This is a genomic window from Roseovarius sp. (genome assembly GCF_965228755.1).
Classification (GTDB): Bacteria; Pseudomonadota; Alphaproteobacteria; order Rhodobacterales; family Rhodobacteraceae; genus Roseovarius.
The window spans coordinates 1-15,901 of sequence record NZ_CBDDIG010000011.1 but is presented as its reverse complement, the minus strand read 5'-3'; the positions used below and the strand labels follow the sequence as shown (position 1 = coordinate 15,901).

Sequence of the window (15,901 nt, the reverse complement as noted above, 5' to 3'; positions counted from 1 at the left end):
GAGGCCGTGGAGGGTGAGGTTGCCCTTGTCGACCGCCTCTTTCACGAAGGGGAAGGTCATCAGGTTTTCCAGCGACACGAGGATGGCCTGTTTCTCGAGCGCCTTGGTGCGTTCGGTCTGGTCCTTGATCTTCTTCACCCGCTCGTAGCCGGGGCGGAGGATGTCCATCCAGCGGCCGACGAAGCTGGTCTTTTCCTCGAGCGCCGGGGCGTTGCCCGAGCACATCTCCTCGCAGCCCTTGACGCCGCCGCAGTTGGAGTGGCCGAGCACGATGACATGCGCCACCTTGAGCGCGGTCACCGCGTATTCGACCGCCGCCGAGGTGCCGTGCTGGGCCCCGTCGGTGACGTAGGGCGGCACGAGGTTGGCGATGTTGCGGTGCAGGAAGAACTCGCCCTGGTCGGCGCCGAAGATCGAGGTGACGTGCACGCGGCTGTCGCAGCAGCTGATCACCATGGCGCGGGGGTGTTGCCCCTCCTGCGCGAGGTGGCGGTACCAGGCCGCGTTGTCCTTGTACTTGGTGGCCTTCCAGCCGTGGTAGCGTTCGACGAGATAGCCGGGCAGCGGCCGCGCGTTATCCATGACGTCCCTCATTCGCATCTGGTTTCAATCCGTGGTGATAGCCCGAATTCACCTAATATTCGAGCGAGAAATCACCCGCGGCGCAACCATTTGGGAACCGCAATCGGGGATGGTGGCGCCGGGGCCTTGGGGGGCTTTGGAATATGGGGTGTGATCGTGGAGCATGTGACGCTGTTGAGACAGAGTGAGAGGGTGCGGCTTGACCCGGACCGGCTGGACGAGCTGTACCTGCAGCTTGGCCACCAGCAGGCCGAGGAAGTGGTGTGCCGGGCGCTGGAGGAGCTGGCGGCGCGGCTGACCCATGTCGAGCGGTTCTACAGGCAGGGCAAGACGCGCGAGATGCGCAAATGTGCCCGCAGCCTTGGCGCGATTGCCGACCAGGTCGGCATGGAGGCGCTGGCCCGGGTGGCGCGCGACGTGAGCGGGTGTACGGATGCCGGCGACGCGGTGGCGCTGGCGGCTGTGCTGGCGCGGCTGTTGCGGGTGGGCGAGATGTCGTTGACCGAGATCTGGGAGGTGCCGGCCTATTGAGGCCCGGCACGCGAAGAGCCCGGCACCGATGTGCCGGGCTCCTGCAGGCGACGCGGAGAGTGTGAGCGCGTTACCTTTCGTCCGTCAGCCGGCCCCGATCAATCGGGCCCGATCAGTCGGCCAGCGCCTCGAGCCGGGTGCGCAGCTCGGCGTTCTCGGCCTCGAGCCGGGCGGTGCGGTCCTGCAGCGCCTCGGTGCGGTGGGCGAGCGCCTGGATCGCCGCAAGCGCCACGCCGCTGGCATCGAGCGTGGCGATGGTGTGGGCGGAGTCGCCGGTGTTGAAGATGCGGTGGAAATCCTCGGCGAAGGGGCCGATATGGCGGACGGTCTCGGCGTCCTTCCAGCTCCAGTTGGCGACCGGAAGGGCGGTGACCTTCTGCAGGATATCGGCGTGATCGACCGGGGTGATCGCCGTCTTGCGGGCGCGGCTCGACCCCTGGCTGAGCGAGCCGGTGATCGTCAGGTTGCCGTTGGCGGCGAGCCTCATTTCCGGGCCGTCGCCGTCGACGATGTTGTAGCGCAGTTCGCCATCGGCGCCGGCATCGGTGAAGGTGACGTCGGCGCTGGTGTTGGGCGAGGCGCCATTGGCGGTGATCCGCAGGGAATTGAACGATTCGGAGGAGACCAGCGTGAGTGCGCCGTCGCTGTCGAGGGTCATCTCGGGGCCGTCGCCGTCGACGATGTTATAGCGCAATTCGCCCTCGGCGCCGCCATCGGTATAAGTGATGTCGACCGACTGGTTGGGGTCGGCCGTCGTGGCGGTCATGCGCATGAAGACGAAGTTGTCGTCGCGCTCGATCTCGAGCGGGGCCTGCGGGTCGACGCCGGCGCCGATGCCGACATCGCCGTTGGCATCGACCACCAGTGAATTGCTCGGCGCGCTGCCGCCCATGATGCGGAAGGGCAGGGTCGAGCCGGAGGTCACGTTGCGGACGAAGAAGCTGGTTTCGTTGCCGGCAACGTCCCATGACTGGGCGGCGAATCCCGAGGAGGTGTCTTGTTGCAGGCGGAGTGTCGGGGTGTCGCCCGTCTTGACGTCGATTTCCACGGCCGGGATCGAGGTGCCGAGGCCGAGGTCGCCCTGGCTGTCGACATAGAGCGCGTTGGCGCGCGCGTTGCCATCGACGCGAAACACCTGCCGGTTCGTGGTGCGGTCGACGATGGCGAAGTATTCGGCGCCGCCATTGGTCGTCGCGTTGGCTTCGAGCGACCAGTCCCGGTCGGGGAACGACCCGGAGGTCGACGAGTCGTCGAAAAAGATGCGAAGGTTGTTTTCCTTGAGGATGACCGTATCGAACCCGAAGGCCTGGCCGAAGACGCAGTCGAAGCCGACGCAGAGGCTGCCGTCGATATAGACGTCGCTGGAAAAGTTCGGGCCGGCGGCATGGGCCTGTACGGCGCAGAATGTCGAAACGGTGGAAGCGAGCAGGACGGCACGGCGGTTCATGGGAAAATGTCGTTTGCGGTATTCAAATACGGGCCGGTCCGAAAACGGGACAGGGAAGCCGGGGATGCGCGAGGATAGCACAAGTTGCCGTTACGTCAAAGCCCGCTGCGCGGGGCGCCGACAGGGGCGTGGGCCATCCGCCGCCGACGGAAGGGCTTGCAGGCGCGGCGCGGGCGGTTAGGCTGTGGCCGACGCAGTGACCTGACCGGAAAGATTTGCCCATGCCCTTCGAGTTTGCCCCGGCCGATGCGCCCGCCATTCCGCTGCACGTGATCGGGCAGGAGGATGTGGAGGCCTGGGCGGGCGAGCAGCCCGACGGCGTGGCCGGCTGGGTGCGGGCGGCCGGGTTCAGCGGGGCGCTTGGGGCGACGTTGCTGGTGCCGGGCGAGGACGGGCAGATCGCGATGGCGCTGGCGGGCTATGGCACGGAACAGGCGCGGGCGCGGGGCCGGTTTCACCTGGCCGGGGCCGCGGCGGCGCTGCCCGAGGGGGCGTATCGGCTGGAGGGCCTGCCGGAGGCGCGTGCGGCGGAGGAGGCGCTGGGCTGGCTGCTGACCGGCTATGCGTTCGACCGGTATCGCGACCAGTCACCGGCGAAGGCCCGGCTGGTGGCGCCGGGGGGCGTCGATGCCGCACGGCTGATGGCGATTGCCGAGGGCGAGGGGCTGACGCGCGACCTGATCAATACGCCCGCCTCGGACATGGGGCCCGAGGAGCTGGAGGCCGCCTGTGCCGGGCTGGCCGAGGACTTCGGCGCGGAGATCGAGGTGGTGCGGGGCGAGGCGCTGCTGGAGCGGAACTTCCCGATGATCCATGCGGTCGGCCGGGCCGCCGGACAGGCGCCGCGGCTGATCGACATGCGCTGGGGCGGCGAGGGCCCGGCGCTGACGCTGGTGGGCAAGGGGGTGTGTTTCGACACCGGTGGGCTGAACCTCAAGCCCGGGGCCAGCATGGGGCTGATGAAGAAGGACATGGGCGGCGCGGCGACGGTGCTGGGGCTGGCGCGGATGATCATGGCGCTGGAGGTGCCGGTCAGGCTGCGGGTGCTGGTGCCGGCGGTGGAGAATTCGGTGTCGGCCGATGCGTTCCGGCCCGGCGACATCCTGACCGCGCGCAACGGGCTGACGGTGGAGGTCAACAACACCGATGCCGAGGGGCGGCTGGTGCTGGCCGATGCGCTGAGCTTCGGGGCCGAGGACGACCCCGACCTGATGATCTCGATGGCGACGCTGACCGGCGCGGCGCGGGTGGCGGTGGGGCCCGACCTTGCGCCCTACTTCACCGATGATGGCGAATTCGCCGCCGCGGTCGATGCCGCCGGCGCGGCGGTGGCCGACCCGGTCTGGCGGCTGCCGTTTCATACGCCTTACGAAGCCATGATCGAGCCCGGCATCGCCGATCTCGACAACGCGCCCAAGGGCGGCCTTGCCGGGGCGATCACCGCCGCCCTGTTCCTGCGCCGCTTCGCCGGGGGCACGCGCTATGCCCATTTCGACATCTACGGCTGGAGCACCGGCAACGGCCCGGCGCGGCCCAAGGGCGGGGTCGGCATGGGGGCGCGGGCCCTGCTCGAGGCGCTGCCCGGCGTCCTGAACCTGTGAGGTGTGCCATGGCTTCTTCTTGGTCGAAATATCCCGGGGTGAATTGTTCCCGGACATCGTCCGGGGCCAAGAGGGGCAGCGCCCCTGATCCGTCATGACCGATCCGCGCAGACATCCCGCCAATGGCCGTGTCGCCGCCCTCCGCCTGCGCGGCGAGGTCGAGGCGCAGGGATTCACCGAGGGGGTTCCGGCCCGTGTCGTGGTGCCGGTGGCGGACCTGTTATGCGCCCCGGGCGGGCCGCGCGACCGGCAATTCCTGCTGGGCGAGGGGGTGACGATCTACGAGGAGCGCGAGGGCTGGGCCTTTGTCGAGGCAGAGCGCGACGGCTATACCGGTTACCTGCCCGCCGGCCAGCTTTCCGGCGTGCAGGCGCCGACGCACCGGGTGACGGCGCGGGCCACGCATCTGTATCGCGCGGCGGATTTCAAGACGCGGGAGCTGGCGGCGCTGAGCCATGGCGCGATGCTGACGGTGACCGGGCAAGAGGGGCGGTTTGCCGTGACGCCGCTGGGATACGTGCCGGCGATGCACCTGTCGCCGCTGGAGGAGCTGGCCGACGACCCGGTGCGGGTGGCCGGGCTGTTCCTTGGCGCGCCCTACCTGTGGGGCGGGAACACGAGTTTCGGCATCGACTGTTCGGGGCTGGTGCAGATGGCGTGCCTTGCCTGCGGCATCGATTGCCCCGGTGACAGCGACATGCAGGAGGCCGAGCTGGGCCATGCCCTGCCCGAGGATGCGCCGCTGGAGCGGGGCGACCTGTTGTTCTGGAAGACCCACGTGGCCTGGGTGGTCGACCGGGACACGCTGTTGCATGCCAACGCCTTCAGCATGGCCGTGAGCTACGAGCCGCTGGAGGCGGCGGTGCAGCGGATCGAGGCGCAGGGCGATGGCCCGGTCACGTCGCGCAAGCGGCTGGAGGGCAGATGACCAGCGATCCGTTCTTTCACCCGGTGTCGGGGTTCGACCTGCCGCGCTTTGCCGGGGTGCCGACCTTCATGCGGCTGCCCCACGTGCCGCCCGGGCATGAGAGGTTCGGCGATGTGCAGGTGGGCCTGATCGGCGTGCCGTGGGACAGCGGCACGACGAACCGCCCCGGCCCGCGCCACGGGCCGCGGCAGTTGCGCGATGCCTCGACCATGATCCGCGCCCAGCACGCGACCAGCGGGATGCGCCCGTTCGAGACGGTGAACTGTGCCGACCTGGGCGACGTGGGGCCGAACCCGGCGGACATTCAAGACAGCATGGAGCGGATCACCGCGTTCTACGACCAAGTCATGGCCGCCGGGATCGTGCCGCTGACGGCCGGGGGCGATCACCTGACCTCGCTGCCCGTTCTGCGGTCAGTGGCCAAGGATAGCCCGGTGGGGATGGTGCATTTCGACAGCCATACCGACCTGTTCCATTCCTATTTCGGGGGCACGATGTACACCCATGGCACCCCTTTCCGGCGAGCGGTGGAGGAGGGGTTGCTGGACCCGAAGAAGGTGGTGCAGATCGGCCTGCGCGGCACGATGTACGACACCGAGGACCGGGATTTCGCCGAGGCGAACGGCATCCGGCTGATCCTGATCGAGGAGTTCCACGCGCGCGGCGTCGCCGACGTGATGGCCGAGGCGCGCGAGATCGTCGGGAGCGGGCCGACCTACGTGAGCTATGACATCGATTTCGTCGACCCCACCTTCGCCCCCGGTACCGGCACGCCCGAGGTGGGGGGCCCGAATTCCTTCCAGGCGTTGCAGGTGGTGCGCGAACTGGAGGGGTTGAACATCGTGGGCGCCGACATGGTGGAAGTGTCGCCGCCCTTCGACCCTTCGGGCGGAACGGCGTTTCTTGGCGTGTCGATCATGTTCGAGCTGCTCTGCGTGATGGCCGGCCGGATGGGAGCGACGCATGGGTGAGGGGCCGAACCGGGAGCAGGCGGAGCTCTGGTCCTCCGTATCGGGCGAAAAGTGGGTGCTGAATGCGCGCGTGCTCGACGCGATGATGGCGCCGGCGCTGGACTGTGTGCTGGAGGCGGCGGCGTTGCAGGCGGGGGAGCGGGTGCTTGATATCGGCTGCGGGACCGGGGCGAGCACGCTGGCGGCGGCGGAGCGTGTCGGGCCGGAGGGCCGGGTGACGGGCGCCGATATCTCGCCCGTGATGCTGGAGGCGGCGCGGAAGCGGGCGGTCGGGGCCGGGTGCAAAAACGCCGATTTCGTGGTGGCGGATGCGCAGGTTCACGGGTTCGAGCCGGGGGCCTATGACGCGATCATCTCGCGCTTCGGGGTGATGTTCTTCGACGACCCGGTGGCGGCCTTTGCCAACATGGCCAAGGCGCTGCGGCCCGGCGGGCGGGTGCATGTCGTCGGATGGAGCGGGATGGAGCGGAACCCGTGGTTTTCCCTGCCGCGGCAGGCGGCGGTCGACCGGCTGGGCGAGGTGGTGGCGGAGGATCCGCGTGCGCCGGGGCCGACGGCCTTTGCCGAGTTGGCGTATGTGCGCGGCATTCTCGAGGGTGCCGGGCTGTGCGAGGTGACTGCCGAGGAGGTGACACTCGACCTGACGCCGATGGGGACGGTGCTGCATGTGGCGAAGTTTGCCGCCCATCTCGGCCCGGCGGCGCGGGTGCTGATGGAGAAGGGCGGCACTGCCGAGGACAAGGCGGCGATCATCGACGCGCTGGCGGAGGATTTCCAGCGCTATGCCACGCGGGATGGTGTGCGGGTTCCGGCGGTGCTGACCCTTTACGGGGCGCGTCGGGGTTAATCGAGCGCCAGCTTGCGCAGGGTCTGGCCGGAGAGTTCCTCCGAGAAGGGCACCGGCAGCGGGTCTTTCCCGAGCCGGGCGCGGTAGATCGGCAGGCTTTCGGCGACGCGCATCACGTAGTTCTGGGTTTCGCGGAAGGGGATGTGCTCGATCCAGTCGACGATATCCACCTCGCCCAGCCGCGGGTCGCCGTATTCCTTCATCCAGCGCAGCGGGCGGCCCGGCCCGGCATTGTAGCCGGCCGCGACCATCACGACATTGCCGTCGAAGCGGTTGACCAGCTCGGCGAGATAGGCCGAGCCGAGCTTGGCGTTGTATTCCCAGTCGGTGATCACCCGGGCGCCGGAATGGGACATGCCGAGCGCGCGGGCCATGTCGGAGGCGGTGCCGGGCATGAGCTGCATCAGCCCCTGCGCGCCGGCGCCGCTCTTGACGCGGTGGTCGAATTCGCTTTCGCGGCGGGCGATGGCGAGGGCCAGCTCGGCCGGGACCGGCAGGTCCATATCGCGCATCGGGTGGAGGGCGTAGTAGGGGCCGGGCACGACCAGCCCGCGCTCTGCGGCGGCCTTGCCGACCATCACCTCGAGATGCGGCTCGCCCATCATGTCGAGCGCGTGGCCGAGGCGGTTGATCTCGTCCACCTCGAGCGTGTCGGTGAGGGCGACGAAGAACTGTTCGGCCAGCGAGAGCCTGTCGGTCCTGAGCAGCAGGATGCCGGCCTTGAAGAGCGTCGATTGCGCGAAGTCGGCGTCGCGCCACGTGTCGTCGGGCGCGGCCCCGGCGAGCGCGGGGTCGGGCGGCACGCCGCCCTTTTCGGCGGCGAGCAACCCGTAGAAGCTGGTCTGGTACTCGCCGCCGAAGGCATAGGCGAGCTGTGCCGCTTCCGGGTCGCCCAACGCGTCCTGCGCCCGGCCGATCCAGTAGCCGGCGCGGCCGAGCGAGATGGGCGTTTCCACCGCCGCGCGGAAGCGCTGGAAATGGTCGAGCGCGAGGTCGGGCGCGTCGAGATAGGTGAGTGCCAGGTAGCCCGACAGCCATTCGAGATCGGCGTAATTGGAGCCATCGACAAGCTGGTGGATCGCGGCCAGCTGGTAGGCCGTGGCGATGTCGCCCTCGCGCATCTTTTCGCGGGCGAGATAGCGCCGCCAGCCGCCCCAGCGGTCGGGCTCTCCCAGCCCGTTCTCCATGCGGCTCTGTTCCAGCATCAGCTTGATGGCGTCGTCGCTTTTGCCGGCCTTGATGTACTGGTTGAAGCGCTCGTAGGCGATGCCGGCATCCTTCGCCCCGCCCTCGGGCAGGTCGCTGGTCTTGAGCGTTGTGCCGCTCTCGATCTTCTGGCGGGCCTCGGCCAGCGCGCGGGTCTTCTTGTCGACCAGCGGCAGCATCTGCTTCACGTCGCGCAACCCGCGCCAGAGGGCCATTTGCAGGCGCGCCTCGTGATGCGGTTTCAAGAGTTCGTCATAGGCCTCGAGGAAGGCGTCATGCTCGGCGGTGGAGAGGTCCATCGTGTGCCAGGCCATGACCACACTCGCCTCGGCCTCGCCCTGCTGGCCGCGGGCGGTGAGGGCGCGGGCATAGTTCAGCACGCCTCCGCCGGTCTGCGGGCGGTAGTCTTCGTAGAAGGCCAGCACGGTGTCGAAATCGGCGTGGGACACGACCTCCTCGTTGCGCTTGCGCAGGTAGTCGAGGCCGGGCCAGTCGGGATGGGCCTCGAGGAAGGCCAGCACCTCCTCGGGTGTGCCGCGGCCCTCGCGCAGGCGGATCCACTCGACCAGCGCCACGGCGGCGGGCCCGTCCCGCTCGGCGATGCGGGCGGCGTTCTGCCAGCGGCCGTTGGCGATGGCGCCGAAGGCGAGCTGAAGCGGACGGGGGGCGATTCGCGACTCGTCTTCCTGTGCCGCCGAGGCGGCGGACAGGGTGAAAAACGTCAACAGGACAACAAGGCAGCGCAACATGGCTTGCATTTCCGGCCCATGCAAAGGATAGACACGCCCAGCCTAAGCGCGCGTCGCGGGACAAGTCCATTCACAACCTTGGCAGATGGGCGCCTTGCCGCTAGTGTCGCGCGCGTTTCACCGGGCCTTTTGGCCGTACAGTAACGCAAAACAATGGAGCGTGTCATGTTCAAAGGATCTTTTCCTGCCCTGGTCACGCCGTTCAAGAACGGCGAGCTGGATCTTGAGACGCTCAAGAAACTTGTTGAATGGCATATCGCCGAGGGCAGCCACGGCCTTGTGCCCGTGGGCACGACCGGCGAGAGCCCGACGCTGACCCATACCGAGCACGAGACGGTGGTCGAGGAGGTGGTGCGCGCCGCGGCGGGGCGGATTCCGGTGATCGCCGGGGCCGGCTCGAACAACACGGTCGAGGCGATCCGCTTCATGCAGCACGCCGAGAAGGTGGGCGCCGATGCCGCGCTGGTGGTGACGCCCTACTACAACAAGCCAACCCAGCGGGGCCTGATCGCGCATTTCACCGCGCTGCACGATTGCTGCGAGCTGCCGATCATCATCTACAACATTCCCGGCCGGTCGGTGATCGACATGTCGCCCGAGACGATGGGCGAGCTGGCCAAGCTGCCGCGGATCATCGGGGTGAAGGACGCCACCGGCGACCTAGCCCGCGTGAGCGACCAGCGGATCACCTGCGGCAAGGAGTTCGTGCAGATCTCGGGCGAGGACGCCACGGCGCACGGGTTCAACGCGCAGGGCGGCGTGGGCGTGATCTCGGTCACCGCGAACGTGGCGCCGCGGATGGTGGCGGACGTGCAGGAGGCCTGCCTGGCCGGGGATTACCGCAAGGCGCTGGAGACGCAGGACCGGCTGATGCCGCTGCACAAGGCGATCTTTACCGAGCCGGGGCTGGTGGGCGTGAAATACGCGATGTCGCTTCTGGGGCTTTGCAGCGACGAGGTGCGCTCGCCGCTGACGGGGCTGAGCGACGAGACCAAGGCGCTGGTCGAGGACGGCATGCGGCACGCGGGGCTGATGAACTGAGGTCGCGGGGTGGGTGTGAACCCACCTTGCGTGTTCCCGGCCTGGAGCGATGGCGGGTAGGCACCCGCCCTGCCGGCTATCGGTTGACTTCGATCTCGTGGAGCTCTTCCATCATCGTCTTGCCCAAATCGTCGCGCAGGGGCTGAAGCTCGGCGTCGATGGCGGAGAAATCGAACTCTTCGGGGCGAAGCCGGTTCTGTGCGAATTCCGCGGGCAGGGAGGCGATGAACGCGATCCGCAGGGCCGTGGGCGGGTGGGAGTTGTCCACCCGCTTTTTCTCGCGGGCGGCCTCGGCGAGGTAGCGCGCGGCGGTTTCGGGGTCGGCATCGGAGACGGCGTGGCCCATGTGGTCGAAGATCCGCGCGCCCTGATCCCCGGTATAGGGGTAGAGGTCGACGATGCTGCGCTCTGCCAGATCGCGGCGCGTGATCACTTCCAGCATGCCGATGACCGGTTCGGCCCCGGCGACCCGCATGGCGTGGGCATCGGCGCGGTACTCCGCCCGTTGCGCTTCGAAGAAGGAGAAGCGTGACAGGGCGCGCTGGTAGGTGCCGATTACCATGGCGGCGATCATCTGGGTCAGGTGACCTTCGTTGTAGTAGTAATAGCTATCCAGTTCGAACGTGTCGTACCAGTTCGACAGGACCGAGTAGGCGCGTGCGAAGACGCCGGAGCGCATCGGGTCGTCATTCACCTTGTGCGCCATCTCGTGCGCCAGGAGGGCGATGCGCTGATCCGGGGACAGGGCCGCCCAGAGCGGCAGGCCGATGCCCAGCACCCATTCCTGTTGCCGGGAAAAGCGGGGGCGGAACTGTGTGATGTAGGCGTTCAGATCGGCATCGAAATGGAGCCCGTCGGGGGCCGTGGTGCCAAGCCTTTCGGCAATCCGGTCAAGCAGGGAGAACAGCGCCGGCAGATCGCTGCGGCGGTAGGTTTTCGATCGGTTCCTGTGCCCCGGCGGCAGAAGGGTGACGCCGAAGCCCACAAGGATCAGGCCGAGGATGATCGGGCCGAGATCGGGATAGCCGACAAGGCCCAGGGTGACGCCGGCGGCCATGGATAGGTAGGGGGTTGCCAGGAGCAGGAAGGACAGGGCCCAGCCGATGGCAAGGCGGCCCGTCATGCGCGGGCGGTCATGGTCGACCTCGCGTTTGGCCTGCTCGAGCAGTTGGTCGGCGAACCGCTCCTGCCAGCGGTCAATCAGTTTTCCGATCATGCGTTGCCGCCCAGTAGCCGACTATCCTTCAGGTCAGGCTAGGAAGGCCGGGTTGCAAGTGCAAGCGCGACGATGCCGGACGGGCGGCGGTGTGGAGGTCGCGGGGCGGGCCCGACTTATTGCCGGGTTCGGGGCATTGCGGGTTTCACTGACCCAACGGTGAGCCTCAGTCGACGCGGCGGACGAGAAGCTGGTTGCCCGGGCCGGTCTTGGTTTCGAACACCTTCAACTCCTTCACCAGGTCGGAGAGCTTCTTCTTGCCATAGGTCCTTGTGTCGAAATCGGGTTTGTCGGCCTGGATCTGCTGGCCGATGCGGCCGAGGGGGAACCAGTCGTCGTCCTGGTCGATCTTTTCCATCGCGTCGGTGATCAGCTTGCGGGCCTCGCCGACGCGGCGGTTGTCGAGGCTCTGCTCCTTGCCGCGGGCGGGGGAGGTCTCGTCCGAGATGTTCTCGATCGCGACGAAGCGGTTGCAGGCGTTCTTGAGCGCGTCCGGCGCCTTGGCCTCGCCGATGCCGATGACGGTCAGGCCCTGTTCGCGGATGCGGCTGGCGAGGCGGGTGAAATCGCTGTCGGAGGAGACCAGCACGAAGCCGTCGAAATGGCCGGCATGCAGGATGTCCATCGCGTCGATCACCAGCCCGATATCGGAGGCGTTCTTGCCCTTGGTGTTGGCGGTCTGCTGGTGCTGGACGAGGCCGAGCTTCTGCGCCGTCTTTGTCCAGCCCGAAAGCTGCTGGTTGGACCAGTCGCCATAGACCCGGCGCAGGCCCGGCTCGCCGTAGGAGGTGACCTCTCGCAGGATCGCCTCGGCGTGTTTCGAGGGCACGTTGTCGGCGTCGATGAGCACGGCGAGGAGCGGGGATTTCTCGGGCATTGGGGCCTCCTTTTCCGTGCGACCATGCCTGATTGCGGCGGCGGCGGAAACCGGAAACCTGGGATTGGGCCGATCCGGGGGGGCGAAATGCAACCGGCCACCGCCGGGGGAGGGTGGTGGCCGGGGCGTGGCGGCGTCAGGGAAGGATCAGGCGTTTTCGCCGATCTTGTCCTGGGTCTTCGTCTCGAAATCGCCGGCGTCGTGGCGTTCGCGAAGCTGCTCGTGCGGCTCGCCGAAGGACTTGTTGACCATGCGCCCGCGCTTGACCGCCGGGCGGGCGTCGATCTTCTTGGCCCAGGCCACCACGTTCTCGTATTCATGCACGCTGAGGAAGGTGCCCGCGTCGCCATAGGCGCGGCCGAGGGCGAGGTTGCCGTACCAGGGCCAGATCGCCATGTCGGCGATCGAGTACTCGTCACCGGCGATGTAGGGTTTCTCGGCCAGTTCGCGGTCGAGCACGTCGAGCTGGCGCTTGGCCTCCATCGCGTAGCGGTTGATGGGGTATTCGTATTTCTCGGGTGCGTAGGCGTAGAAATGGCCGAAGCCGCCGCCGAGGAAGGGGGCGCTGCCCATCTGCCACATCAGCCAGTTGATCACCTCGGTCCGGCCCGGGCCGCTTGCGGGCAGGAAGGCGCCGAACTTCTCGGCCAGGTGCATCAGGATCGAGCCGCTTTCGAAGACCCGCAGGGGTTTGTCGCCGGTATGGTCGACCAGGGCCGGGATCTTGGAGTTGGGGTTGATCTCGGTGAAGCCGCTGCCGAACTGGTCGCCGTCGCCGATCTGGATGAGCCAGGCGTCGTACTCGGCGTCATGGCCGGCCTCGAGCAGCTCTTCGAACATGACGGTCGTCTTCACCCCGTTGGGCGTGGCGAGCGAGTAGAGCTGGAACGGGTGCTTGCCGACCGGCAGCTCCTTGTCGTGGGTGGGCCCGGCGATGGGGCGGTTCGTCGAGGCGAACTGTCCGCCGTTCTCCTTGTCCCAGGTCCAGACCTTGGGCGGGGTGTAGGTATCGTCGGTCATCTGTCGCTCCTTGGGGTGTGAGTTTCCCAAGAGGTAACCAGAAGCGGGAGCGATGCAAGGTGCATGAATGCACAGAAGTAGCTGCGCAGGCTGCGGCTGGCGGTGGCGCGGACGGGCCGGTTCCCGCCTATCACGCAATAACGATCAACACGCACGAACGCGTCATGGGGCCTTAAAACGCTGGGCGGGCATGACCATTTCAGGCACCCGGGATGACCCCCGACCCCGGAGATAGGAGAGTGTCATGAACATCATTCGCAAACGTCTTCTGGCCGGTGTCACCGCATCCGCGGTGGGTATTGCCGGCATCGCCGGATTGTCGGCCGCACCCGCCCATGCCGATAACGACACGGCCAAGTACATCGCCGGCGCCGCCGCCGTGGCGATCATTGGCGCTGCTCTGGTCGATTCCAGCAATGACCGGTATTACGATCCGGGCTACGCGACGCGGGATCGCTATTATGGCGGTTATGACCGGTACACCCGGTACCCGGCCTATAACCAGCACACCCGGCAGAGCTATCAGCGGGCCTACAACCAGGGCTATCGCGACGGGTACGCTCGCAGCCACAACAGCTACAGCTACGGCACCCAGCGCGTCTACGACCGCTGAGACCCATGCACCGGGGCCGGACGATCCGGCCCCGCAGCATCCCGCCGATCCGGCGGTCTCTTCCCCGTTTCCCTTGGCTGGCCGCGATGCCGGCCCATATATTGTCTTACGCCGGGTAAGGGCCCGTGCAGTCCCGAACGGGAGAGCATTATGAATAGGAATTTCCGAACCAGCCTGTTTGCCGCCGCCGCCGTTTTCGCTGTTGCGGCAGGGCCGGGGGTGTCGCCCGCTGCGGCGGACCCCGCCTTCTCGAACGTCATCAACCGGGTCATCGACCACGCCATCGACCGGACCCAGCGGCGCGGCTACTACCGCGATTACCATCGCTACCAGAGGGCGCGCCGGTATCACGATGACTACAGGTACGACCGCTACGTTCGGCGTCGGCACCTGACGCCGGACGAGATGGAGCTGCGCGGCCTCTACGTGCCGGGCTACGACATCAACGGCGTGATGAACTATAACCGGTCCGGCCATCGCCACTGACGGCGGGAGGAACAGGAAAACGGGCGCCCCGGTTTGCCGGCGCGCCCGTGGTGGTGCGGTGAGGGGCGGTCAGTAGACCACGACGCTGCGGATCGACTCGCCCGCGTGCATCATCTCGAAGCCCTTGTTGATCTCGTCGAGCTTCAGGGTGTGCGTGATCATCGGGTCGATCTCGATCTTGCCCTGCATGTACCAGTCGACGATCTTGGGCACGTCGGTGCGGCCGCGGGCGCCGCCGAAGGCGGTGCCTTTCCAGACCCGGCCGGTGACGAGCTGGAAGGGGCGGGTCGAGATTTCCGCGCCGGCGGGGGCCACGCCGATGATGATGCTTTCGCCCCAACCCTTGTGGGCGCTCTCCAGCGCCTGGCGCATGACGGTGACGTTGCCGGTGGCGTCGAAGGTGTAATCGCCGCCGCCGCCGGTCAGTTCGACAAGGTGGCCGACGATGTCGCCCTTCACCTCTTTGGGATTGACGAAATCGGTCATGCCGAAGCGCTTGGCCATCTCGACCTTGCCGGGGTTGAGGTCGACGCCGACGATCTGGTCGGCGCCGGCCAGCCGCAGGCCCTGGATCACGTTGAGGCCGATGCCGCCGAGGCCGAAGACCACGCAGCGCGCGCCCAGTTCCACCTTGGCGGTGTTGATCACCGCGCCGATGCCGGTGGTCACCCCGCAGCCGATGTAGCAGATCTTGTCGAACGGCGCGTCCTTGCGGACCTTGGCCAGAGCGATCTCGGGCAGGACGGTGTGGTTCGAGAAGGTCGAGCAGCCCATGTAATGCAGGATCGGCGTGCCATCGAGCATGGAGAACCGGCTGGTGCCGTCGGGCATGACGCCCTGGCCTTGGGTCGAGCGGATCGCCTGGCAGAGGTTGGTCTTGGGGTTGAGGCAGTAGTCGCATTCGCGGCATTCGGGCGTGTAGAGCGGGATCACGTGATCGCCCGGTTCCAGCGAGGTGACGCCCGGGCCGACCTCGACCACGACGCCCGCGCCTTCATGCCCGAGGATCGCCGGGAAGGCGCCTTCGGGGTCGGCGCCGGAGAGGGTGAAATCGTCGGTGTGGCACAGGCCCGTCGCCTTGATCTCGACCAGGACCTCGCCGGCTTTCGGGCCGTCGAGGTTCACTTCCATGATTTCCATCGGCTTGCCCGCTTCGAGGGCGACGGCGGCGGTGGTGCGCATTGATAGTTCTCCCAATTCGATTTGCCGCGACTTTGGGTGAAAGCCGGGCGGTTTTCAATAACGGGCCGGCGGCCTTGAAAGCGGCCGTGCCCGTGACGACTTCAGTGTTGCACAGAAATGGAAGGACGGCACCATGCGCTTCGCGACACTCATACTGGCACTTGCGGCATTGGGCGCCTGCATGCCCGAAGGCGGGGAGGACGACACCGCCTCGGCCTGCGGCGCGGATGCGCTTCAGCCGCTGGTCGGCACCCAGGTGGAAGAGCACGATTTCGCCGACGGCACGCGGATCATCCCGCCGGGTACGGCGGTGACGATGGATTTCCGCGCCGACCGGCTGAACGTGGAAACCGATGAGGGCGGGACGATCACGCGGATCTACTGCGGCTGATCTTCTGGCCGGCGTTGCGCAGTGAGTATTTGGAGAAAAGTGAAAGTGGGGGGGCGGGCGCCCGGCTTTCATCTTTCAAGAAATACTCATTGCGCGTCGCTTACCTCGCGCGGTGCCGTGAGGGGAGGACTCGACTCGGGGCGGGGTGTGGCCTAGGTTGGAACAAAACATGAACATGATTGTTCGCCGCTGCCGCCATGCCTGTTCGCCGTA

16 protein-coding genes are annotated in these 15,901 nt (G+C 67.3%); 9 read left to right on the top strand and 7 right to left on the bottom strand.

The genetic code is table 11. The features are described 5' to 3' along the window. On the bottom strand, positions 1 to 582 hold a 582-nt coding region (locus tag ACO07J_RS18125), incomplete at its 3' end, for a carbonic anhydrase (protein WP_422031550.1). Positions 583 to 756: 174 nt separating this feature from the next. Here ACO07J_RS18125 and ACO07J_RS18120 point away from each other — a divergent pair. After that, positions 757 to 1,113 (top strand): hypothetical protein, encoded by a 357-nt coding sequence (locus ACO07J_RS18120; protein WP_422031549.1) that lies wholly within the window; start codon positions 757 to 759, stop codon positions 1,111 to 1,113. A gap of 112 nt (positions 1,114 to 1,225) precedes the next feature. Here ACO07J_RS18120 and ACO07J_RS18115 read toward each other — a convergent pair whose 3' ends face one another. Continuing rightward, the gene (locus tag ACO07J_RS18115) at positions 1,226 to 2,560 is read right to left on the bottom strand and encodes a tail fiber domain-containing protein (protein WP_422031547.1); all 1,335 of its coding nucleotides are present in this window, start codon (positions 2,558 to 2,560) and stop codon (positions 1,226 to 1,228) included. A 221-nt stretch (positions 2,561 to 2,781) separates the two neighbouring features. Between ACO07J_RS18115 and ACO07J_RS18110 the strand changes: the two genes are divergently transcribed. The 4 genes from ACO07J_RS18110 to ACO07J_RS18095 all read left to right on the top strand — a co-directional run bounded on the left by ACO07J_RS18110 (position 2,782) and on the right by ACO07J_RS18095 (position 6,907). Continuing rightward, on the top strand, positions 2,782 to 4,161 hold the full coding sequence (locus ACO07J_RS18110) for a leucyl aminopeptidase family protein (RefSeq protein WP_422031545.1): 1,380 nt from the start codon (positions 2,782 to 2,784) through the stop codon (positions 4,159 to 4,161). Positions 4,162 to 4,255: 94 nt separating this feature from the next. Then, complete coding sequence (locus ACO07J_RS18105) at positions 4,256 to 5,089, top strand: C40 family peptidase (RefSeq protein ID WP_422031543.1); 834 nt, start codon at positions 4,256 to 4,258, stop codon at positions 5,087 to 5,089. After that, positions 5,086 to 6,060, top strand: a complete 975-nt coding sequence (gene speB, locus ACO07J_RS18100; RefSeq protein WP_422031541.1) for an agmatinase — start codon at positions 5,086 to 5,088, stop codon at positions 6,058 to 6,060. The genes ACO07J_RS18105 and speB overlap by 4 nt, the downstream gene beginning before the upstream one ends. After that, positions 6,053 to 6,907, top strand: coding sequence for a class I SAM-dependent methyltransferase (locus tag ACO07J_RS18095; protein WP_422031539.1), 855 nt, complete (start codon positions 6,053 to 6,055; stop codon positions 6,905 to 6,907). The genes speB and ACO07J_RS18095 overlap by 8 nt, the downstream gene beginning before the upstream one ends. On the opposite strand, the gene ACO07J_RS18090 is transcribed toward ACO07J_RS18095, so the two are convergent. Next, positions 6,904 to 8,862, bottom strand: coding sequence for a lytic transglycosylase domain-containing protein (locus tag ACO07J_RS18090; protein WP_422031537.1), 1,959 nt, complete (start codon positions 8,860 to 8,862; stop codon positions 6,904 to 6,906). The genes ACO07J_RS18095 and ACO07J_RS18090 overlap by 4 nt on opposite strands. A gap of 165 nt (positions 8,863 to 9,027) precedes the next feature. Between ACO07J_RS18090 and dapA the strand changes: the two genes are divergently transcribed. Then, positions 9,028 to 9,903 carry a 4-hydroxy-tetrahydrodipicolinate synthase gene (dapA, locus tag ACO07J_RS18085; RefSeq protein ID WP_422031535.1) on the top strand — a complete coding sequence of 292 codons (876 nt, stop codon included), beginning with the start codon at positions 9,028 to 9,030 and terminating at the stop codon, positions 9,901 to 9,903. A 76-nt stretch (positions 9,904 to 9,979) separates the two neighbouring features. On the opposite strand, the gene ACO07J_RS18080 is transcribed toward dapA, so the two are convergent. From ACO07J_RS18080 to yghU, 3 genes are all read right to left on the bottom strand, one after another. Beyond that, entirely contained in the window at positions 9,980 to 11,119 is a 1,140-nt protein-coding gene (locus ACO07J_RS18080; RefSeq protein WP_422031533.1) for a M48 family metallopeptidase, read from the bottom strand. A gap of 166 nt (positions 11,120 to 11,285) precedes the next feature. Beyond that, a complete protein-coding gene (locus ACO07J_RS18075) occupies positions 11,286 to 11,996 on the bottom strand; it encodes an NYN domain-containing protein (RefSeq protein ID WP_422031531.1) in 711 nt (236 codons plus the stop codon). Positions 11,997 to 12,143: 147 nt separating this feature from the next. Beyond that, complete coding sequence (yghU, locus tag ACO07J_RS18070; protein WP_422031529.1) at positions 12,144 to 13,016, bottom strand: glutathione-dependent disulfide-bond oxidoreductase; 873 nt, start codon at positions 13,014 to 13,016, stop codon at positions 12,144 to 12,146. Between the two features lie 244 nt (positions 13,017 to 13,260). Here yghU and ACO07J_RS18065 point away from each other — a divergent pair, with 244 nt between their 5' ends. Further along, positions 13,261 to 13,629, top strand: a complete 369-nt coding sequence (locus tag ACO07J_RS18065) for a hypothetical protein (protein WP_422031527.1) — start codon at positions 13,261 to 13,263, stop codon at positions 13,627 to 13,629. Between the two features lie 150 nt (positions 13,630 to 13,779). After that, positions 13,780 to 14,115 carry a hypothetical protein gene (locus tag ACO07J_RS18060; RefSeq protein ID WP_422031525.1) on the top strand — a complete coding sequence of 112 codons (336 nt, stop codon included), beginning with the start codon at positions 13,780 to 13,782 and terminating at the stop codon, positions 14,113 to 14,115. 69 nt (positions 14,116 to 14,184) lie between these two features. On the opposite strand, the gene ACO07J_RS18055 is transcribed toward ACO07J_RS18060, so the two are convergent. Further along, positions 14,185 to 15,297, bottom strand: a complete 1,113-nt coding sequence (locus ACO07J_RS18055) for an S-(hydroxymethyl)glutathione dehydrogenase/class III alcohol dehydrogenase (protein WP_422031523.1) — start codon at positions 15,295 to 15,297, stop codon at positions 14,185 to 14,187. A gap of 133 nt (positions 15,298 to 15,430) precedes the next feature. On the opposite strand from ACO07J_RS18055, the gene ACO07J_RS18050 reads away from it, so the two are divergent. Next, positions 15,431 to 15,688, top strand: coding sequence for an I78 family peptidase inhibitor (locus ACO07J_RS18050; protein ID WP_350130466.1), 258 nt, complete (start codon positions 15,431 to 15,433; stop codon positions 15,686 to 15,688). Positions 15,689 to 15,901 lie beyond the last annotated feature (213 nt).